This is a genomic window from Microbispora sp. ATCC PTA-5024 (assembly GCF_000511135.2).
Lineage (GTDB): Bacteria > Actinomycetota > Actinomycetes > Streptosporangiales > Streptosporangiaceae > Microbispora > Microbispora corallina.
In genome coordinates this window covers 1,964,056-1,983,363 of record NZ_KI866522.1, presented here as the reverse complement: position 1 = coordinate 1,983,363, position 19,308 = coordinate 1,964,056, and the positions used below count along the sequence as shown (strand labels likewise).

16 protein-coding genes and 1 pseudogene are annotated in these 19,308 nt (G+C 74.1%); 8 read left to right on the top strand and 9 right to left on the bottom strand.

The genetic code is table 11. The features are described 5' to 3' along the window. Window positions 1-4: 4 nt before the first annotated feature. Genes MPTA5024_RS39435 through MPTA5024_RS08740 form a run of 5 tightly spaced genes read left to right on the top strand, consistent with a single transcriptional unit; the run spans window position 5 to window position 7,821 of the window. The gene (locus MPTA5024_RS39435) at window positions 5-1,306 is read left to right on the top strand and encodes an adenylate/guanylate cyclase domain-containing protein (protein WP_198167021.1); all 1,302 of its coding nucleotides are present in this window, start codon (window positions 5-7) and stop codon (window positions 1,304-1,306) included. 1 nt (window position 1,307) lies between these two features. Beyond that, on the top strand, window positions 1,308-2,003 hold the full coding sequence (locus tag MPTA5024_RS08755; protein WP_036321368.1) for an ABC transporter ATP-binding protein: 696 nt from the start codon (window positions 1,308-1,310) through the stop codon (window positions 2,001-2,003). 52 nt (window positions 2,004-2,055) lie between these two features. After that, window positions 2,056-4,494: an ABC transporter permease gene (locus MPTA5024_RS08750; protein WP_036321365.1), complete on the top strand. Its 2,439-nt coding sequence runs from the start codon at window positions 2,056-2,058 to the stop codon at window positions 4,492-4,494. 2 nt (window positions 4,495-4,496) lie between these two features. Next, complete coding sequence (locus MPTA5024_RS08745) at window positions 4,497-6,392, top strand: sensor histidine kinase (RefSeq protein ID WP_051457854.1); 1,896 nt, start codon at window positions 4,497-4,499, stop codon at window positions 6,390-6,392. Further along, window positions 6,385-7,821: a phytoene desaturase family protein gene (locus tag MPTA5024_RS08740; protein WP_036321363.1), complete on the top strand. Its 1,437-nt coding sequence runs from the start codon at window positions 6,385-6,387 to the stop codon at window positions 7,819-7,821. The genes MPTA5024_RS08745 and MPTA5024_RS08740 overlap by 8 nt, the downstream gene beginning before the upstream one ends. Here MPTA5024_RS08740 and MPTA5024_RS08735 read toward each other — a convergent pair. From MPTA5024_RS08735 to murA, 6 genes are all read right to left on the bottom strand, one after another. Beyond that, complete coding sequence (locus MPTA5024_RS08735; protein WP_036321361.1) at window positions 7,787-8,146, bottom strand: response regulator; 360 nt, start codon at window positions 8,144-8,146, stop codon at window positions 7,787-7,789. The genes MPTA5024_RS08740 and MPTA5024_RS08735 overlap by 35 nt on opposite strands. Window positions 8,147-8,198: 52 nt before the next feature. Then, window positions 8,199-8,846 carry a response regulator gene (locus tag MPTA5024_RS08730; protein ID WP_442922045.1) on the bottom strand — a complete coding sequence of 216 codons (648 nt, stop codon included), beginning with the start codon at window positions 8,844-8,846 and terminating at the stop codon, window positions 8,199-8,201. Window positions 8,847-8,853: 7 nt separating this feature from the next. Next, complete coding sequence (locus tag MPTA5024_RS08725; protein ID WP_051457853.1) at window positions 8,854-9,531, bottom strand: response regulator transcription factor; 678 nt, start codon at window positions 9,529-9,531, stop codon at window positions 8,854-8,856. A gap of 66 nt (window positions 9,532-9,597) precedes the next feature. Then, on the bottom strand, window positions 9,598-10,182 hold the full coding sequence (locus MPTA5024_RS08720; protein WP_036321355.1) for an LGFP repeat-containing protein: 585 nt from the start codon (window positions 10,180-10,182) through the stop codon (window positions 9,598-9,600). Between the two features lie 124 nt (window positions 10,183-10,306). Further along, the gene (locus tag MPTA5024_RS08715; protein WP_063794639.1) at window positions 10,307-12,898 is read right to left on the bottom strand and encodes a transglycosylase domain-containing protein; all 2,592 of its coding nucleotides are present in this window, start codon (window positions 12,896-12,898) and stop codon (window positions 10,307-10,309) included. Window positions 12,899-12,950: 52 nt separating this feature from the next. After that, complete coding sequence (gene murA, locus MPTA5024_RS08710; RefSeq protein WP_036321352.1) at window positions 12,951-14,255, bottom strand: UDP-N-acetylglucosamine 1-carboxyvinyltransferase; 1,305 nt, start codon at window positions 14,253-14,255, stop codon at window positions 12,951-12,953. Window positions 14,256-14,335: 80 nt separating this feature from the next. Here murA and MPTA5024_RS40715 point away from each other — a divergent pair, with 80 nt between their 5' ends. Then, window positions 14,336-14,821, top strand: coding sequence for a hypothetical protein (locus tag MPTA5024_RS40715; protein ID WP_157099335.1), 486 nt, complete (start codon window positions 14,336-14,338; stop codon window positions 14,819-14,821). Between the two features lie 13 nt (window positions 14,822-14,834). Here MPTA5024_RS40715 and MPTA5024_RS08700 read toward each other — a convergent pair whose 3' ends face one another. Together MPTA5024_RS08700 and ybaK are read right to left on the bottom strand one after the other, a co-directional pair. Then, window positions 14,835-16,223, bottom strand: coding sequence for an amidase (locus MPTA5024_RS08700; protein ID WP_232326304.1), 1,389 nt, complete (start codon window positions 16,221-16,223; stop codon window positions 14,835-14,837). Window positions 16,224-16,319: 96 nt separating this feature from the next. Further along, window positions 16,320-16,817, bottom strand: coding sequence for a Cys-tRNA(Pro) deacylase (gene ybaK, locus MPTA5024_RS08695; protein ID WP_036321350.1), 498 nt, complete (start codon window positions 16,815-16,817; stop codon window positions 16,320-16,322). Between the two features lie 155 nt (window positions 16,818-16,972). On the opposite strand from ybaK, the gene MPTA5024_RS08690 reads away from it, so the two are divergent. Together MPTA5024_RS08690 and MPTA5024_RS08685 are read left to right on the top strand one after the other, a co-directional pair. Beyond that, window positions 16,973-17,578 carry a hypothetical protein gene (locus MPTA5024_RS08690; RefSeq protein WP_036321349.1) on the top strand — a complete coding sequence of 202 codons (606 nt, stop codon included), beginning with the start codon at window positions 16,973-16,975 and terminating at the stop codon, window positions 17,576-17,578. Window positions 17,579-17,753: 175 nt separating this feature from the next. Next, window positions 17,754-19,091, top strand: coding sequence for a ThuA domain-containing protein (locus MPTA5024_RS08685; protein ID WP_036321348.1), 1,338 nt, complete (start codon window positions 17,754-17,756; stop codon window positions 19,089-19,091). Window positions 19,092-19,108: 17 nt separating this feature from the next. On the opposite strand, the pseudogene MPTA5024_RS08680 reads toward MPTA5024_RS08685, so the two are convergent. Continuing rightward, window positions 19,109-19,308 (bottom strand): annotated as a pseudogene (locus tag MPTA5024_RS08680) (pyridine nucleotide-disulfide oxidoreductase); the annotation flags it as partial.

Sequence of the window (19,308 nt, the reverse complement as noted above, 5' to 3'; positions counted from 1 at the left end):
GCTCGTGGAACGCATCACGGTGGTGCTCGCGGACGACAATCTGATCGTCCGCGAGGGCGTGCGCGCGCTGCTCGGCCGCGACCCCGCCCTGGAGATCGTGGGGCTGGCGGCCGACTACGCCGAGCTGGTGGCCGGCGCCACCCGGCTGCGCCCGCAGGTCGTCGTCACGGACATCAGGATGCCCCCGACCTACCAGGACGAGGGGATCGAGGCGGCGCGCGAGGTGCGCAAGCGCCTGCCCGGCACCGGCGTGGTGGTGCTCAGCCAGTACGACGACCCCGACTACGCGATCCGGCTGCTCGGCGAGGGCGCCGCCGGGTACGCGTACCTGCTCAAGGACCGCGTCGCCGACGCGGGCCTGCTCGGCAGGGCGATCCGTGAGGTCGCCGTGGGCGGCTCGCTCATCGACCCCCTGATCGTCCGGGAGCTGGTCGCGCCGGCCCGGGACGAGGGCCAGCTGTCGCCCGGCGAGGAGGACCTGCTCGGCCAGGTGGCGGCCGGCCGTACGGTGAAGGCCATCGCCGTGTCCCGGGGGGAGCCGCCCGAGGCCGTCAACGCCGCGATCGAGCAGCTGTTCCTGACGCTCGCCAAGGGCGCGAGCGCGGGACGGCAGGGCGCGCTGCGCCGCCTGCGGATGCTGCACACCGCGATCCTGCGCCGCGACGAGCAGGGCGAGACGCTGTCGCGGCTGCTCCCGGGCGGCCTGGCCGACAAGCTGCTGCGCGACCGGGGCGCCGTCGACCGCACCGACCGGCTGGTCGTGACCGTGCTCATGTCCGACGTGCGGGGCTACTCGGCCATCGCCGAGGCCACCGACCCGGCCGTCCTCGCCGGCCAGCTCAACGCCCACCGGCGGGCCATGAACGCCGCGATCCTCACCGCCGGGGGCACGGTCATGCAGTACGTGGGCGACGCCGTGATGGCCGTCTTCGGCGCGCCCGACCCGGCCCCCGACCACGCCGCGAGGGCCGTCCACGCCGCCCGCGAGATGCACGTGCGGCAGCGCCGCCTCGACGCCGAGTGGGCGGCCCAGGGACGCTCGCCCTTCACGCTCGGCATCGGACTTTCCACGGGGGAGGTAGCGGCGGCCCTACTCGGAAGCGATGAACGGGTGGAGTACACCCTCGTCGGAGACACCGTGAACCTGGCGCAGCGCATGCAGGACCTGGCCCGGCCGGCCGGCGTCGTGGCCTCCGATGCGACGGTCCGGGCGGCGGCGGGCGGGTGGGCCTGGCGCCCGCTCGGCCCGCGGCTCGTCAAGGGCCGCGCCACCCCCGTGACCGCCTACCACCTCGAGGTGATGTGAGATGCCCGCCACAGACGTGACCACGACCGTCGCCGTCCAGATCAGAGGGGCCAGGCGGACGTTCGCCGCGGAGCTCGCCCCGGTGCGCGCGCTGCGGGGTGTGGACCTCGACGTGCGGCGCGGGGAGTTCGTCGCCGTCATGGGCCCCTCGGGATGCGGCAAGTCGACGCTGCTCAACGTGATCGCCGGGCTGGAGCAGGTGGACGAGGGCACCGTGGAGGTGGCGGGGGAGCGGGTCGACGGCCGCGACGAGGACTGGCTGGCCCGGTTCCGCAGGCACCACATCGGGTTCGTGTTCCAGTTCTTCAACCTGCTCGACGGGGTGTCCGCGCTGGACAACCTGGTCATGCCCGGGGTGCTGGGCGGCATGAAGCGGCGCGGCGCCGAGACCCGCGCCCGCGACCTGCTCGACCTGCTCGGCCTGGCCGACCGCGCCGACCAGGTGCCGGCGGTCCTGTCCGGCGGTCAGCGGCAGCGGCTGGCCATCGCCCGCGCCCTGGTGAACGAGCCGACGCTGCTGCTGGCCGACGAGCCGACCGGCGCGCTCGACAGCGAGGGGGGCCTGGAGGTGCTCGAACTGTTCCGCAGGCTGCACGACGACGGGCAGACGATCATCATGGTGACCCACTCACCCGACGTCGCCGCCGGCGCGGACCGCGCCGTCCGAATGCGCGACGGGAGGGTCGAGTCGGCATGAGCGAGCCGGAGTACCGTTCGCGCGGCCGCGGGCCCGCCGCCGAGGAGGACGCATGGGCGTGGTGCTGACCTGGCTCCGCCTGGAGCTGCGCCGGCGATGGCGGTCGCTCGCGGTGCTGGCGCTGCTCGTGGCGTTCGCCACCGCGACCGTCCTCGCCTCCGTCGCCGGCGCCCGCCGGGGCGCGACGGCCGTCGACCGCCTGTACGCCGAGACGCTGCCCGCGACGCTCGCGGTCCTGCCCAACCAGCCGCACTTCGACTGGGACAAGGTGCGCGCGCTCCCCGAGGTCGCCGCGCTGACCACCTTCCCCGTGTCCGGCTTCGCCGTCGAGGGCGTCCCGCTGGCCGACAACGGCGGGGGCTTCCCTCCGGCCGACGACGAGGGCCTGCGCACCATCGAGGTGCCGAAGGTCCTGGAGGGGCGGCTCCCCGACCCGCGCCGCGCCGACGAGGTCGTGGTCAGCTCCCGATTCCCCGCCGTGTACGGCAAGGGGGTCGGCGACCAGGTCGTCCTCAAGCTCATGTCGGTCGAGCAGGCGGCGAGCGAAGACTTCGACCCCACGACCCAGGAACCCACGGGGCCTCGCGTCCGGGCCACCATCGTCGGGATCATCCGATCCGCGTGGTACTCCGAGAACATCGGCGAGTCGCCGGGCATCCTCTGTACCCCCGCTCTCTACCAGACCTACCCGAGGAACTTCCTCGACCCCGACGTGGGCTACATCAACGCCCTGGTCCGCCTCAAGCGCGGATCGCTGGACGAGGCGGCGTTCCGCGGGGATCTGACACGTGTCACCGGGCGCAGCGACATCCAGATATGGGACAACGCCGAGAAGTTCGGCGGGCCCGCCCGCCGGCTCGTGAGCTTCGAGGCGGTGGCCCTGCTCGCGTTCGGGCTGGCCGCGCTCACCGCCGCGATCGTCCTGATCGGTCAGTCGGTCGCCAGGTACGCCGCGGCGACGGCAAGTGACCTGCGCACGCTGCGCGCGGTGGGGCTCACGCCCCGCCAGGCCCTGGCCTCGTCGGCGGCGGGGCCGTTCCTGGCCGCCCTCGTGGGGACGACGATCGGCGTGGCCGGAGCGGCGGTCGCCTCCATCTGGATGCCCATCGCGGCGGCGGCGCTGCGCGAGCCCGATCCCGGGTTCGACGTCGACTGGCTCGTGCTCGGCACAGGTTGGCTCGTGACCCCGGCCCTCGTCCTCGCGGGGTCGGCGGCCGCGGCCGCGGTTTTCCTGTCCAGAGGCGACAGCACGGGCCGGCGCTCCGCCGTCGCCCTGCTCGCGTCGCGCATGGGCCTGCCTGTGCCGATGGTGGTCGGAGCGCGGTTCGCGCTGGAGCCGGGCCGCGGTGGCAGCGCGGTGCCGGTGCGGCCCGCGCTCGTCGGAGCGGTCGCGGGGGTGCTCGGTGTGCTGGCGGCTTTCACGTTCTCCGCCGGCGTGAAGGACGCCGCCGCCAACCCGGTCAGGTTCGGACGGACCCATCAGCTGGAAGCGTACGTCGGCATGAACGGGCAGGACTTCGCGTCCGCGGCGGCGGTCACGGCGGTGCTCGGCGCGGTGGCCCGCGATCCGGCCGTCCAGGCGATCGAGGACGCCGTCAGCGCCGTTGCCGAGTCCGCCACCCAGAGGCCCGGGCAGAAGACGGTCTCCGTCACGACCTACACCTACGCGCCGGTGGGCGGCGCGGCCTTCCCGGTCGTGCTCACGGAGGGCAGGCTCCCGGCGAAGGCCGGCGAAATCGTGCTCGCGCCCTTCAGCGCCCGCGACCTGGGGGCGGAGGTCGGCGGTCAGGTCGAGCTCCGGGGCGGGACGGCGCCGGTGCGGATGACCGTCACCGGGATCGGGTTCGTGCCCGCCGGACCGCACAACGAGCGCACCGACGGCGGCTGGATCACCCCCGAGGGGCACAAGGTCCTGTACAGCGGGGCGCACTACTCGTTCAAGTTCCATGGCGCCCTGGCCGCCCTGCGGCCGGATGCCGATCCGAAGGCGGTCGCCCCCCGGCTGAACGCCGCGGCCAAGGACGCCGGGGGCGGGTTCATCACGTTCGCGCCGCCCAGCCCGCTGCTCGAGGTGCCGCAGATCCGGGACGTGGAGGAGCTGCCCACGCTGCTCGCCGGCTTCCTCGGGCTGCTGGCCATGGGGGCCGTCGGGCACGCGCTCGCCACGGCCGTACGGCGGCGAAGGCACGAGATGGCCGTGCTGCGGGCGCTCGGGATGACCCGCTGGCAGGCGCGCTGGACCGTGGTCACCCAGGCCAGCCTGGTCGCGGCCGTCGGGCTGCTGTTCGGCGTTCCCCTCGGGGTGGCGCTCGGGCGGACGCTGTGGCGGCTCCTCGCGGACGTGTTCCCCCTGCTGTACGTCGCGCCGCTCGCCCTGGGCGCCGTGCTGCTCGTGTGGCCGCTGACGCTTCTGACGGCCAACGCGCTGGCCGCGTGGCCGGGCACGATGGCCGCCCGGCTGCGGGTCGCCCACGTGCTGCGGGCGGAGTGACCGTGATCGCCGCGTCCGCCGCCGTCGCCGCCGCCTGGGTCATCGCGGCCGTGGCGGCGCTGCTCGCCGACAGGCCGGGCCTCGCCCGCGCCGCGGGACTGGTCGCGCTCGCCCAGACGGCGGCGACCGTGTGGCCCGTCCTCGCGCCGCTCGCCGTCGCCGCCTGGCTGACCTGCGGCCTCTCCCTGCCGGACGGCGCCGTGCGCACGTGGCCCCGCCGTTCGATCGCCGTCCTGGCCTGGCTGTGCGCGGCGGCCTGGGCGGTCCGGCTGCCGGTGACGCCGCCGGCCGTGGTCGCCGCCACCGTGGGGGGCGCGACGGTGGCGCTGGTCGCGGTCCTCGCGCGCTGCCCGAGCGCCCCGGCGCCCCGCCGCCGGACGCTCCAGTGGATCGCCGCGGCCGGAGTCGTGACGTCCGCCGCCCAGATCGTGATCTACGCCGTGCATCTGCTGCTCGGCATGCCCGAGAACGTGCTCCCGTGGGCGCTGCTCGCGATGGCGGTGCTCCCGGCCGGGCTCGCCCTGGCGCAGGCGTCCGGCACGGCCCGGCTGGCCGAGCGGGCGCTCGTCGAGGCCGTGGTCGTCGCGGGGCTCGCGCTGCTGGTGGTGGCCGTCTACCTGGTCGTGGTCGTCGGCCTGGCCCGCGAGCCCGTCGGGGCCGAGCGCGAGGTGCTGCTGGCCAGCGTGGTCGCCGCCCTCACCGCGGTCGTCCTCGCCCTGCCCGTGCGCTTCCGGCTCGTCTCGCTCGGCGTCTCGCTGCTCGGCCGGCGCGGGCAGACGCCGGAGGAGGCGCTCGCGTCGTTCGGCGCCCGGATGAGCCGCGCGGTGCCGTTCGACGAGCTGCTGCTCCAGCTCGTGGAGTCGCTGCGCGCGGCGCTCGGCCAGGCGGGCGCCGAGGTGTGGGTCGGCACCGACGGCGTGCTCCACCGGACGGTCAGCGTCCCGGAGCGCCCCCCGGCCGTGCTGACCCTCAACGACAAGGAGCGCCTGGTCGTCGGCCGCACCCGCATCGGCGGCACCGCCTGGCTGTCGGTCTGGCTGCCCGCCCTCGTCGAGGACCGGGAGGCCCCCATCCGGGTGGCGCCCACCGCCCATCTGGGCGATCTGCTCGGCCTGCTGGTCGTCCGGCGGCCGCGCGAGGGCGTCGAGTTCTCCGACGAGGACGACCGCGTGCTCATCGAGCTGGCCCGCCAGGTCGGCCTGGCCCTGCACAACATGCGCCTGGACTCCGCCCTGCAGGCCTCCCTGGAGGAGCTGCGGCAGCGCAACGAGGAGCTGCAGGCCTCCCGGCTGCGCATCGTCACGGCCGCCGACGCCTCACGCCGGGCGATCGAGCGCGACCTGCACGACGGCGCCCAGCAGCATCTCGTCGCCCTCTCGGTCAAGCTCGGCCTCGCGCGGGAGATCCTCAAGGAGGACGCGGCCATGGCCGCCGAACTCCTGGAGGAGCTGCGCACCGACGTGCAGCAGACCAACGCCGCGTTCCGCGAGCTGGCCCACGGCATCTACCCGCCGCTGCTGCGCGACCACGGGCTCGGAGAGGCGCTGCGGTCGGTCACCCGGCGGGTCCGCCTGCCGTACACCGTGGAGGTGGGCCTGACCCGGCGCTATCCGGAGCAGGTCGAGGCCGCCGTCTACTTCTGCTGCCTGGAGGCGATCCAGAACGCGGGCAAGCACGCCGGGCCGGGTGCGTCCGTGGAGGTCCGCATCGCCGCCGACGGCGGCGTGCTGCGCTTCAGCGTCGCCGACGACGGCAGGGGCTTCGACCCGGGCGGCGGGCAGGGGCACGGGTTCGTCAACATGACCGATCGGCTCGGCGCGCTCGGCGGACGGCTGTTCGTCGAGTCGGCGCCCGGCGCCGGAACGACGATCAGGGGAGAGGTGCCGGTCGATGGCTGACGGCTTCGACGCGGTTGTGGTCGGCTCGGGCCCGAACGGGCTGGTGGCGGCCGTCACGATGGCCGAGGCCGGCCGGCGCGTCCTGCTGCTGGAGGCCGCCGGCGCGTTCGGCGGCGGCCTGCGCACCGAGGAGCTGACGCTGCCCGGCTTCCGGCACGACGTCTGCGCCACCGTGCTGCCGCTCGCGCGGGCCTCGCCCGCGTTCCGCCGGATCACCGGGGAGCTGGGCGTCACCTGGGCCCACCCCCGCGTGCAGGCCGCGCACCCGCTCGACAAGCGGCCGGCGGTGCTGGTCCACCGGTCGGCGGAGGAGACCGCGCTGGGGCTCGGCCGGGACGCCGCCGCCTGGCGCGCCACCGTGGGCGCGACCGCCCGCGGGGGAGACCCGCTGGTCGACACGCTGCTCGCCCCGCTGTCGGTGCCGCGCGCTCCGCTGCGGGCCGCCCGGTTCGGCGCGCTCGCCGTCCTCCCCGCGACCGTGCTCGCCCGTACGGCGTTCCGCACGGCGCCGGCGCGGGCCGCGCTCGCGGGGATGGCCGCGCACTCGATGCTCGACCTGCGCGCCCCGATCACCGGCGGCTACGGCCTGATGCTGGCCGCGCTCGCCCACCACGTGGGGTGGCCGGTGGTGCGCGGCGGCTCCCAGCGGCTCGCCGACGCGCTCGTCGGGCGGCTCAGGGAGCTCGGCGGCGAGGCGGTGACCGGCCACCGCGTCCGCGACCTGGGAGAGGTGCCCCGGGCCCGGACGATCCTGCTGGACCTCACGCCGCGCCAGGTTCTGGCGGTCGCCGGCGACAGGCTGCCTCCCGGCTACCGGAGGAGGCTGGGCCGGTTCCGGTACGGGCCGGGGGTGTTCAAGCTCGACTGGGCGCTGTCGGGCCCGGTGCCGTGGACCGACCCCGCGGTGGGGGAGGCCGCGACGGTGCACCTCGGCGGCGACCTGGAGGAGATCGCGCACGGCGAGGCCGAGGTCGCCCGGGGACGCCATCCGGAACGGCCCTACGTGCTCCTCGTGCAGCCCTGCGTGGCGGACCCCTCCCGCGCCCCGGACGGACGGCACGTCCTGTGGGCGTACTGCCACGTGCCGAACGGCTCGGCCGTGGACATGACCGAGGCGGTCGAGGCGCAGATCGAGCGGTTCGCCCCCGGCTTCCGCGACCTCGTCCTGGCCCGCCGCGCCATGGACACGACGGCCCTGGAGGCCCGCAACGCGAACCTGGTGGGCGGCGACATCGGCGGCGGGTCGGGCGACCTGGGCCAGTTCGTCGGCCGTCCCGTCCACTCCCCGCACCCGTGGGCCACCCCGGTGCCCGGCCTGTACATCTGCTCCGCGAGCACCCCGCCCGGCCCGGGCGTGCACGGCATGGGCGGGTGGCAGGCCGCCCGCCTGGCCCTCAGACGGGAAGCCCGCGCAGCAGCGCCGGAGTGAGGTCGTCCTTGCGGACGTAGGCGAGCGCGCCGCAGGTGACCGCGTCCGGCGGCAGGTCCTCCACGGCGTACGTGGACACCAGCACGATCTTCATGTCGGGGGCCTCGGCCAGGATGCGGCGCGTCGCCTCGATGCCGCTCATCCCGGGCAGGTTGATGTCCATCAGGATCATCGACGGCCGGTCGCCGAGAGCCAGGATCAGGGCGTCCTCGCCGGTCACGGCCTCGCCCACCACCCGCCACCCCGGCAGCAGCCGGATCAGCGCGCGGGCGACCGACCGGAACGGCGCCTGGTCGTCCACGATGAGCACGTCGACCCCTGTCATACCTCCAGCCTCCCGGAACGCCGTCTCCCGTCCAAGGGCGGGACCACCACGGTCACCGCGTGCTAGCACCACCGTGGTCGGCCAGGTACATCAGCACCGCCATCACCCGCCGGTTCACGTCCGGCTCCGTGCCCAGCCCGAGCTTGGCGAACAGCGTGTTGATGTGCTTTTCCACGGCCCGCTCGGTGAGGAAGAGCGCGGCCCCCACGGCGGCGTTGCTCTTGCCCTGCGCGATCTGCCCCAGCACCTCGCGCTCGCGCGTCGTCAGCCGGCCCAGCGGCGACGACCGGGTGTGCGAGGAGTCGGCCACCAGGGCCTCGACCACGGCCGGGTCGATCACGGAGCCGCCCCGCGCCACCGTCCGCACCGCCTCGATGAGCTGGTGCGGGTCGCTCACCCGTTCCTTCAGGAGGTACGCCCGGCCGCTGCTCCCCCCGGCCAGCAGCGGCGTGGCGTACGCGGGCTCGGCGTACTGGGACAGCACGACGACGCCGACCCCCGGCCGGGACGCGCGCAGCTCGGTCGCCGCCCTGATCCCCTCGTCGGACGACAGGGGCGGCATCCGGATGTCGGTGACCACCACGTCGGGGTCGTGCTCGTCCACCGCCGCCATGAGCTGGGGGAGATCAGCGCAGGTCGCGACCACCCGCAGGTCGGGCTGCAGGTCGAGGACCCGCCGCACGCCCTCGCGGACGAGCATCGAGTCCTCAGCGATCACGATTCTGATGGGCACCGGTCCCCTCCATGCGCAGCCACGTGAGCACCGCGAGGACGCGGCGGTTGTCGTCGGGGGTCTGGCTCAGGTCAAGCTTGTTCAGTACCGCCGCGATGTGCGCCTCGACCGTCTTCGCGCCGAGGAACAGCGTCCGCGCGATCGCCGCGTTGGACCTGCCCTCCGCCATCAGGCGCAGCACGTCGCGCTCCCGCGGCGTGAGCCGGTCGGCCATCGCCTCGGCCCGGCGCAGCTCGAACAGCTGGCCCACGATCTCGGGGTCGACCGCGACGCCGCCGGACGCCACCCGCTCCAGCGCGTCCCGCAGCGCGGCCGCGTCGTCGACCCGGTCCTTCAGCAGATAGCCGACGCCGCGCGGGCTCGCCTCGAGCAGCCGCGCGGCGAAAGCGCCCTCGGCGTACGTCGACAGGACGAGCACGCCGAGGGCGGGGTACCGCTTCTTCAGTTCTACGGCCGCCACCAGCCCCTCGTCGGTGAAGGTGGGCGGCATCCGCACGTCGACGACGGCGGCGTCCGCGGGCCGGGTCTCCAGCATGGACGCGAGCTCGGCGGTGTCGCCGGCCTGCGCCACGACGGTGACGCCGACGTGGTCGAGCAGGAGAGCCAGGCCCTTGCGGAACAGGGCCGAGTCGTCGCAGATCACCACGCGCATGGGAGCCAGTGTGGCACGGCCGGCGGGGATCGGGCCCCGGCCTCCGCGGGCGGCAGGCCGGGGCGGTCAGACGTTCACCGAGACGGGCAGCGTGTAGCCCTGGCGGCAGGTGTCGCCGAGGACCTTGCTGTCGCAGCCCTTGACCCAGAACGTGTAGGTCGAGGCGTAGCCGTTGCTGTTGGTCACGCCGCTGGGCCGGGGGTGGGTCACCTTCCCGCTGGTGCGCGCGCCGCTCTTGACCGTGTACGTGGGGTAGATGAGGGCCATGGAGGAGGGCAGGTTCTGGGCGGGGTCCGCGGTCCAGTAGACCCGCCAGTAGTCGTAGTTGAACGGGGTGGTGGGGCCCCAGCGGAACACCGCCTTGCCGTTGGCCTCGTACGCCGCGACGATCATGTTGGGGCCCTGGTCGGGGGACCAGGCGATCTGGCCGTTGGTGAAGCGCTGCTTGCGGCCGTTCTTGTTCGGCAGGCTGTACTCGGCCGAGGTGGGGCAGCCGAAGACGCCGTTCGCGCCGCCCATGGCGGTCCAGTAGTCGCCGATCAGGCCGTACGGCTTGATGGAGCACGCGGTCGCCTGCGCGGGCGAGGCGGCCGGGAGGACGGTGGCGAGGGCGGCGGCGCCGAGGAGAAGGGCGCTGGCGGTGCGAGTCATCGTGGTCTCCTTCGTCGTTTTCGATGGGTCCACGATGCGCCGGAGGGCCCGCCCGCCACCTCCTGGCCACCCCTTCGACGATCTCAGGGATTTCCCTGCCGTGCGGCGGTGGGGCGGGGACGGTTCAGCGGTGACGGCGGGGCCCGCCGCCGTGGCGGTGGTCGGCGGGGTGCCGGCCGCCCGAGCCCCCGTGGGCGCCGTGCCCGTGGCGGGGGGTCATGGCGGCGGCCGCGGCGTGCGGGGCGTGCTGGGAGTGCGAGGCGTGCGAGGTGTGACCGCCACGCGGAGCCGCCGCGCGGCGGCCCGTGGGGGTCCACCGGTGCCCCTGGTGCCCGGCGCGCGCCTTCGCGGCGCTCCGGTCGTCCCCGCTGTGGACGCCCGTGCGGGGCGGCGTCGGCGCGGCGGCGCGGGGCTCGGCGGCGCGGGGCTCGGCCAGGTGGGTGACGTGGACGACCGGGACTCCGACGCGGGGCACGTCGTCGCCGGTGGCCGTCGCGGGCTGCCCGGTGGCGAGCCGGCCCGGCCCGGCGTCCTGCCCTCCCGCCGAGACCTCGTCGCCGGAGTTCGCGTGGTCCCGCTTCTCCCGCTCTTCCTTCTTCTTCTTGTTCTTCTTCCGCTCCTTCTCCAGAGCCTCCTTCAGGCCCGGGGTGAAGCCGCCGCCGAACCGCGACATGTCGGGCGGCGCGAACCGGGTGGCGGGGGTGCGGCGCAGCGCCGCCCGCATGGAGTCGACCCAGATGGGGCCGGGGAGCGAGGCGCCCTGGACGGCGCCGTAGTAGCGGCCGCCGATCGTCACGCCCCTGAGGGGGTAGCGGTAGGAGCCGCGGATGTCGCCGACGCTGACCGCGGCGGCCAGGTTCGGGGTGTACCCGGCGAACCAGGCCGACGTGTAGCCGTTGTTCGTGCCGGTCTTGCCGGCCGACGGACGCCCGATCGACTGGCCCCGCATCGTGCCCTTGGTGAAGACGCCGGACAGGACGTGGTTGACGGCGTCGGCGATGGCCGGGTCGAGCGCGGTCACGCAGGACGGGGGCACGTCGGTGCGGGTGCCGTCCCGCTCCACGATCGCGGTGATCGCCAGCGGCCGGCAGTACCGCCCGCGGGAGGCGAACGAGGCGAAGGCGGCGGCGACCGTGGTGGGGTCCATCTCGTTGACGCCCAGCGTGAACGTCGGCACCTCGTGCAGCGGCTCGCCGTCCGCCCGCCGGATGCCGAGCGCCCGCGCCGTCCGGACGACGTTGCACAGACCGACCTGACGCTCCAGCTTCATGTAGAAGATGTTGACCGACTTCCAGGTGCCGAGCTCCAGGCTGTACGGCCCGCCGCGGCCCTCGCCGCTCGCGTTGTAGATGGTCGTCCGGGGGGCGTTGACCGCGCGGCCCGAGCAGTCGCGGTAGCCGCTGGAGGGCACGAACGACCCGGGCGTCTGGAAGCCGTCGCCGAACCGCATCCCCTGCGACAGGGCCGTGGCCAGCGTGAACGCCTTGAACGTCGATCCGGCCTGCAGGCCGAGCCCGCCGCCGTGCGCGGTGTCGGCCGCCAGGTTGTAGGTGGTGTTCGGCCCGATGTCGCGGTCGTGCGGGTTGCGGCCGTAGTGCTTGCTGGTGGCCATCGCGCGGATGAGCCCGGTGCCCGGCTCGACCATGGTCTCGGACGCCACCTGGTCGTCCCGCGGGTTCACCCGGGCCGCGATGGCCCGCTCGGCCGCCCGCTGCGCCGCCGGGTCGATCGTGGTCCAGATCGTGAGCCCGCCCCGCTGGAGGCGGCGCTCCCGGTCGGCCCTGGTGTAGCCGAACGCCGGGTTCGTCAGCACCTCGTGCTCGACGTACACGCAGAAGAAGGGGTAGGCGCTGCCCGCGCAGCCGCCCGGCTCGGGGCGCATGCGCAGCCCCAGCGGCCTCGCCGCGGCGGCCTTCGCCGCCTCGGGCGTGATCACCCTCAGCTCGGCCATGCGGTTCAGCACGAGGTCGCGCCGCGCCCGCAGCCGTTCCCGCTGGGCGTCCCCGAGGGACGGGTCGGTGTCGTACGGGGTGCGGACGGCGCCCGCGAGCGTGGCCGCCTGGATCAGGTCGAGGCGGCCGGCGTCGACCCCGAAGAACCGCTGCGCCGCCGACTGGACGCCGAAGGCCCCCGCGCCGAAGTAGGCGATGTTGAGGTAGCGCTCCAGGATCTGGTCCTTGGTGTACTTCCTCTCCAGCGCGAGCGCGTACCGCAGCTCGTCGAGCTTGCGCCGGACGTTGCGCACCCGGGCGAGGGCCCGCTCCCGGTCCGACTCGGCCTGGTTGACCATGATGTTCTTCACGAGCTGCTGGCTGATCGACGAGCCGCCCTGCCGGATGCCGCCCGCCTGGGTGTTGGCGACCAGGGCCCGCAGCGTGCCCTTGATGTCGAGCCCGCCGTGCTCGTAGAACCGGGAGTCCTCGATCGCGACGATGGCCTGCCGCATGACGGAGGCGACCTCGCGCAGCGGCACCGACTGGCGGTTCTGGTAGTAGAACTGGGCGATCTGCCTGCCGTCGCGGTCGAGCAACCGGGTCATCTCGGGCAGCGGGTCCTCGCGGGGCGGCGGAGGCAGCTCGGTGAACGTCGACGCGGCGCCCTTGGCGGCCAGGCCGGCCCCGCTCACCATCGGCATGACCAGCCCGGCGACCAGCAGCCCCCCGGCGGCGCCGCACAGGCCCAGCACGGCCGCGGCGCTGAGGAGACGAGAGGTCACGGGATATCAGTGCGGCCCGCGACCCCTTCCCAAACGCGCGGCCCCCAAAGCTTTACGTAAGCCTGTTGATCTTCAGCCCGAGCGAGGTGAACTGGTCGTACGGCCGGTGGTAGCCCCGCTCGATGTGGTTGACGCCGCGCAGCGTCGAGGTGCCCTCGGCGACCGCGGCCGCGAGGACGGCGGAGAACCCGGCGCGGATGTCGGGCAGCGTGACGTCGGCCCCGCGCAGGTTGGACACGCCGCGGACGACGGCCGAGTGCTTGGCGTTGGTGTCGTGGTAGCGGCAGGCGGGACCGCCCAGGCACTGCGCGAACACCTCGATCTCGCAGCCCATCTTCTGCAGCGCGGGGACGTACACGAGACGGTTCTCGAAGACGGTCTCGTGCAGCACCGACATGCCCTCGGCCCGGGTGAACAGCACCATCAGCGGGGTCTGCCAGTCGGTCATGAAGCCGGGGTGGGTGTCGGTCTGCACGGCCGCCGCCCGCAGGCCGTCGGGGGCCGAGGCGGTCAGCCAGTCGTCGGTGATCTCGAACCTGGCGCCCATCCGGGCGAGCGTGGTGATCGCGGTGACGAGCCGGTCCTGCGGGCAGCCGTGCACCCGCACCTCGCCGCCCGTCACGAGCCCGGCCACGAGATAGGAGAACGCCTCGATGCGGTCGCCCGCGAGCCAGGTGGAGGCCCCGTGCAGGCGCTCGACGCCCTCGATGACGATGCGGCGGTCGGGGCTGAGCTCGATCATCGCGCCCATCCGCTGGAGGAACAGCGCGAGCTCGACGACCTCCGGCTCCATGGCGGCGCCCTTGATGACCGTCTTGCCCTCGGCGAGCACGGCCGTCATCAGGATGGTCTCGGTGGCGCCGACGCTCGGGTAGGGCAGCGTGATGCGGCTGCCGCGCAGCCGGGTCGCCTTGGCCGTTATGCCGCTCTCGCCGACCTCGATCTCGGCGCCCATCGACTGCAGCGCCTCGACGTGGAAGTTGACCGGCCGCCGCCCGATGGGGTCGCCGCCGACCAGCGGGACGAACGCCTCGCCCGCCAGATGGAGCAGCGGGCCGAGCATGAGGATCGGGATGCGGTTCAGCCCGGTGTACTCCTCGGGCACCCGGGGCCGGATCTCCGGGCCGCGCTCGATGGTGATCTCGCCGGGGGTGATGTCCACGTGGATGCCGAGCGCCTCCAGCATGGCGGCGGTGAGGCCCACCTCGCCGACCTCGGGCGCGTTGTGCAGCGTGCTGGGGCCGGTGCCGAGCATGGCGGCGACCATGTGCTTGGACACCGCGTTCTTCGATCCGCGGACCTCGACGTCCCCGCGCAGCGGGCCCGACGGGTCGATCTGCCATACCTCTTCAGTCACGCTGCTCTCCTCGGCTGCCGCTCGTTCGGAGCAAGACTAACGGGACCGGGTGCGATCACCGTGTGGGTACCATCTGGACGGTGCGGCATCTCCGGGTCAATCTGACGGCGATCGCCGTGACCGTGCTGGTTCTGGCCCTGCTCGGCGCGGTCGCGGGCCTCGTGTGGTCGGCCCTGGCGCCCGCCACGCGGTACGTGCTGATCGACGGCGGCCCGCAGCTCGCCGACCCGGAGACGCAGACGCTGATCGACGCGGACGGCTGGTTCACGGTCGTGACCGGGGCGGCCGGGCTGCTCAGCGGCGCCGGCGCGTACGTCCTGTCACGACGCCGGCCGGTCGAGGCCCTGGTGGCGCTGGCCGGCGGCGGCCTGCTCGCCGGGTACGTCGCCCTGCTGGTCGGCCGCACGGCCAAGGGGACCGCCCAGGCGGCCGGGCCCGCCGGGCTCACCGCCACCTCGTCGCTCACCGTCACCGCCCACGGCGTGATGTTCGCCTGGCCGCTGCTGGCCACCGGCGTGTTCTGGGTCATCGAGTACGTGGCGAGCTACCGCCGCCGGGGGGAGTGACCCGGCGGGGGACTCAGGCCGGCGCCGTCCGCCAGTGGCCGGTCGCCCGCTCGAACGCGTGCCCCAGCCGCAGGACGTCGAGGTCGGCCCAGGGCCTGCCGACGATCTGGACCCCCACCGGCAGGCCGCCGGAGGTGAACCCGCAGGGCACCGACATCGCGGGCGCGTGCAGCACGCTGATCCAGTAGCACGAGCGCATCCAGGCCAGGTAGTCGGGCATCGCCACCCCCGCGACCTCCGTGACGTACGGCTGCTCGACGGGGAACGGCGGCACCTGGCTGACCGGGGCGACGAGGAAGTCGTGCTCCTCGAAGAACGCACTCATCCGGTGGAACAGCGCGGTCCGCAGCCGCTCGGCGCGGGCGAGGTCGGCGCCCGTCACCTCGCGCCCCCGCTCGACGTTCCACGCCACGTTGGGGCCGGCTTCGGGCAGGTCGCCGAAGGCCAGCGCGTAGTACCACGACCGGTACGTGCGGAACGCCTCGTCTGCGCCGGACAGGTCGAGGTCGACCTGCTCGACCTTGGCCCCGAGCCCCGCGAGCACCCCGGCGGCCCCCGCCGTCACCCGCGCCGTCTCCAGGTCGACCGGCAGGCCGCCGAGGTCGGGGCTGTAGGCGATCCGCACCCCCGACAGGTCGAGGTCGAGCGGCCCGGCGAAGACCGAGCCGTCCTCGCGGACGGAGTAGGGCGAGGACGGGTCGAAGCCCGCGATCGCCGACATGAACAGGGCCAGGTCGGCGACCGTGCGGGCCATCGGCCCCGGCACCGACAGCGTGAACCACGCGGCCGTCTCCGAGCGGGACGGCACCCGTCCGGGCGTCGGCCGCAGGCCGGCCACGTTGCAGAACGACGCCGGATTGCGCAGCGAGCCCCCCATGTCGGAGCCGTCGGCCAGCGCGACCATGCGGGTCGCGAGCGCCGCCGCGGCCCCGCCGCTGCTGCCGCCCGCGCTGCGCGAGGTGTCGTACGGGTTGAGGGTGGCGCCGAACACCTCGTTGACCGTGTGGGAGCCGGTGCCGAACTCGGGGGTGTTGGTCTTGCCGAGCGCGATGCCCCCGGCCTCGCGGATGCGCCGGACCAGCGGGTCGTCCCGGTCGGGCACGTGGTCGGCGAACAGCCGGGAGCCGTACGTGGTGCGGACCCCGGCCGTGTCGGCCAGGTCCTTGTGGGCGACCGGCAGGCCGTGCAGCGGGCCCCGCCACCGGCCGCGCGCGAGATCGTCGTCGGCGCGTCTCGCCTCCTCCAGCGCCCGCTCGGCCGTCAGCGTCACGATGGCGTTGACCCGGCCGTTCACCTCGCCGATCCGGCGCAGATGCGCCTCGACCAGCTCGACCGCGCTCACGCGCCGGTCGCGCAGCAGCGCCGACATCTCGGTGGCGGTGAGGTCCACCAGCTCGCTCACGTCTCGGCCCCCCATGCGTACGGCTCGCGCCTCCGGCTCACGCCCCCGAGTCTCGGGGGCGCGGCCGGGCGCGGGCGATGGCAATTGTCGACAGGCTCAGAGCTTGGCGATGGGGGCGGTCACCGCCCCGGTGAGCCGGACGAGGGTGGCCGGAGCCGTCTCGATCTGCAGGCCGCGGCGGCCGGCCGAGAAGTAGATCGTCTCGAACCCGAGCGCCGACTCGTCCACCACCGTCGGCAGCCGCTTGCGCTGGCCGAGGGGGCTGATGCCGCCCACCACGTAGCCGGTGACCCGCTCGACCTTGGCCGCGTCGGCCATCGCCGCCCGCTTGCCCTTCAGCGCGGCCGCGAACGCCTTGAGGTCCAGCTTGCCCGCGACCGGCACCACCGCCACCGCGAGGCCCCCCTCGGTCTCGGCGACCAGCGTCTTGAAGATCCGCTCGTACGGCACGCCGAGCGCGTCGGCCGCCTCCTCGCCGTACGCCTGGGCGTTCGGGTCGTGGTCGTAGGGGTGGAGGGTGAACTCCGCCTCGGCCCGGGTGAGGGCGACCGTCGCCGGAGTGCCCTGGCCGCCCTTGCTCTTGGTCCTGCTCACGTCCGCAAGCCTAACGGCGGCCCGGGCGCCGTCTCCGCCGCGTTCCAGGGGCCTGTGGACGGCCGGCGGCCTCTCCTTGATGATCTAAAGGGAACAATATGGCTTTATAAGGTCTTTAACGGTCCAATAAGGAGGGCCGGGGGGAAGGGCTGTCGATGAGGGCGGTCGGCGACGTCGTCAGGGGAGAGGCCTGTCTGTTCGGAGGCATCGCGATCTGCGTGGTGCTCCGGCCGGAGGGGCTCGCGGCGAACAACGGGATGAGCTACTACGGCGTCCACTGGCTGACGGTCACGCCGTACGTGGGGGCCCTCGTCGGCGCGGCGCTGTTCATCCGCAGGGGGCTGCGCGGCGCGGCGGCCGCCACCCCCGCTCCGGAGCACGTGCGGCGGATGGCCGACGTCTTCGTGGCCCTGCTGATCGGGATCGTGCTGACCCCGTACACGCTGGGCGGGGCCGTCGACTGGGCGCACCGAGGGCTGGGGGCGGCCCTGTTCGCGCTCCAGCTCGTGCTGGGGACGCGCCTGGTCGCCTGGGCGCACGGGGACACGCTCGGCGTCGCGTTCCTGCTGGTCCAGCTCGGCGGGGGGATCCTCGCGGCCGTCTTCGTGCTCCAGCCCGACGGCCTGCTCATCCACGGGGAGGCGACGTTCCAGCTCGGCTTCGGCCTGCTGCTGGTCAGGGTCCTCCCGCTCGTGCCGTCCCGCGCGCCGGTCGCCGGGCCTCCGGGGCGCGGGACGGACATCAGCCCGGCCACCACCTGAGCGATAATCGTAAAGAACCTTGACAATCACCCTGACTACTACTTGAATCAAGTCGTCACCAAACCTCCCGGAACGCCGGTCGTCCCACCGTGCCCGGAGGCGGGCGCGGTGTCCCCTCCCCACAGGGCTGGAGGGCGGACGACCGTCCCCACCCCCCGACGAGAGGACGACGCGGATGCGCGGAGACGGCAGGACGGGCGCGAGGCCCGTGTGGACGAGCAGGTGGGTGCGGCTGGCCGCCCTGCTCGCGGTCGTGGCGGGCCTGGTCGTGCCGGCCCAGGCCGGCGCCCGGGCGGCGGCGGCCCCCCGGTTCAAGGTCCTCGCCTTCTACAACGGCACCTGGGACCCGGCGCACATCAGCTTCGTGCAGGAGGCCAACCGGTGGTTCCCGCAGGCCGCGGCGGACAACGGCTTCTCCTACACGGCCACGAACAACTGGGACCAGCTGAACGCCTCGACGCTGGCCCAGTACCAGGTCGTGATGTTCCTGGACGACCTGCCGCAGACCGCGTCCCAGCGGTCGGCGTTCGAGCAGTACATGCGCGGCGGCGGCGCCTGGATGGGCTTCCACGTGTCCGCGTTCACCACCGACCCGGGGAGCTGGCCCTGGTACCACCAGGAGTTCCTCGGCACGGGCGCCTTCAGGAGCAACAGCTGGGGCCCGACCGCGGAGACGCTGCGGGTCGAGGGCGGCCCGCACCCGTCCACCGCCCGGCTGCCCGCGACGTTCACCTCGTCGGTGAGCGAGTGGTACAGCTGGACCAACGACCTGAGGACCAACCCGGACATCAGGATCCTCGCGTCGATCGACCCGTCGAGCTTCCCCGTCGGCACCGATCCCAGCCAGACCTGGTACAGCGGCTACTACCCGATCATCTGGACCAACAAGAACTACCGGATGCTGTACGCGAACTTCGGGCACAACGCGATGGACTACGGCACCAACACCGCGTTGTCCTCCACCTTCGGCAGCGAGGTGCAGAACCGGTTCGTCATCGACGGACTGCTGTGGCTCGGCGGCGTCACCACGCCCACCAGCCCCAGCCCCTCGCCGTCCCCCTCGCCCTCGCCGTCCGGCACGATCTCCCCGACGGCCTGGTACGCGCTGGTGAACAAGGGCAACGGGACGTGCGTGGACGCCCGGGCCGCCTCCACCGCCAACGGCACCGTCGTCCAGCAGTACACCTGCAACGGCACGTACGCGCAGCAGTACCAGATCCAGACGACCAGCGGCGGCTACGCCCGGATCGGCGACCGCAACAACACCGCCCAGGTGATCGACGTGAAGGACGTCTCCACCGCCGACGGCGCCCCCCTGCAGCTCTGGGCGTACGGCGGGGGCTCCAACCAGCAGTGGCAGCCGGTCGCCGAGGGCGGCGGCTACTACCACTTCGTCAGCAGGCTGAGCGGCAGGTGCATGAGCGCCGGCTCCTCGGCGGCCGACAGCGTCCAGCTGGTGCAGCGCACGTGTGACGGAGGGGCGGCCCAGTCGTTCCGGCTCTCCCCGGCCTGACCGGACCCCGGCGGGGCTCAGGCCAGGGAGATCGTGATCGGCCCGCCGCGCGGGTCGGCGCCGGACAGCGCCGACGACGGCACCCGCAGGACGCGGCCGGGGGAGACCGGCCACGGCAGCGTCCGGCGGGCCACCACGCGGCCGTCCTGCGTCACCACGACGCGGGAGGCCGCCCGGTGCTCGGCCGGCCACAGCAGGATCCGGCCGCGCGGCGGCG

Bases quoted from the DNA above. Each gene is read 5' to 3' on its own strand.
- MPTA5024_RS08755 (WP_036321368.1), top strand. From the start codon at position 1,308: ATGCCCGCCACAGACGTGACCACGACCGTCGCCGTCCAGATCAGAGGG.
- MPTA5024_RS08750 (WP_036321365.1), top strand. From the start codon at position 2,056: ATGGGCGTGGTGCTGACCTGGCTCCGCCTGGAGCTGCGCCGGCGATGG.
- MPTA5024_RS08740 (WP_036321363.1), top strand. From the start codon at position 6,385: ATGGCTGACGGCTTCGACGCGGTTGTGGTCGGCTCGGGCCCGAACGGG.
- MPTA5024_RS08735 (WP_036321361.1), bottom strand. From the start codon at position 8,146: ATGACAGGGGTCGACGTGCTCATCGTGGACGACCAGGCGCCGTTCCGG.
- MPTA5024_RS08730 (WP_442922045.1), bottom strand. From the start codon at position 8,846: ATGCTCGTCCGCGAGGGCGTGCGGCGGGTCCTCGACCTGCAGCCCGAC.
- MPTA5024_RS08725 (WP_051457853.1), bottom strand. From the start codon at position 9,531: ATGCGCGTGGTGATCTGCGACGACTCGGCCCTGTTCCGCAAGGGCCTG.
- MPTA5024_RS08720 (WP_036321355.1), bottom strand. From the start codon at position 10,182: ATGACTCGCACCGCCAGCGCCCTTCTCCTCGGCGCCGCCGCCCTCGCC.
- MPTA5024_RS08690 (WP_036321349.1), top strand. From the start codon at position 16,973: ATGAGGGCGGTCGGCGACGTCGTCAGGGGAGAGGCCTGTCTGTTCGGA.
- MPTA5024_RS08685 (WP_036321348.1), top strand. From the start codon at position 17,754: ATGCGCGGAGACGGCAGGACGGGCGCGAGGCCCGTGTGGACGAGCAGG.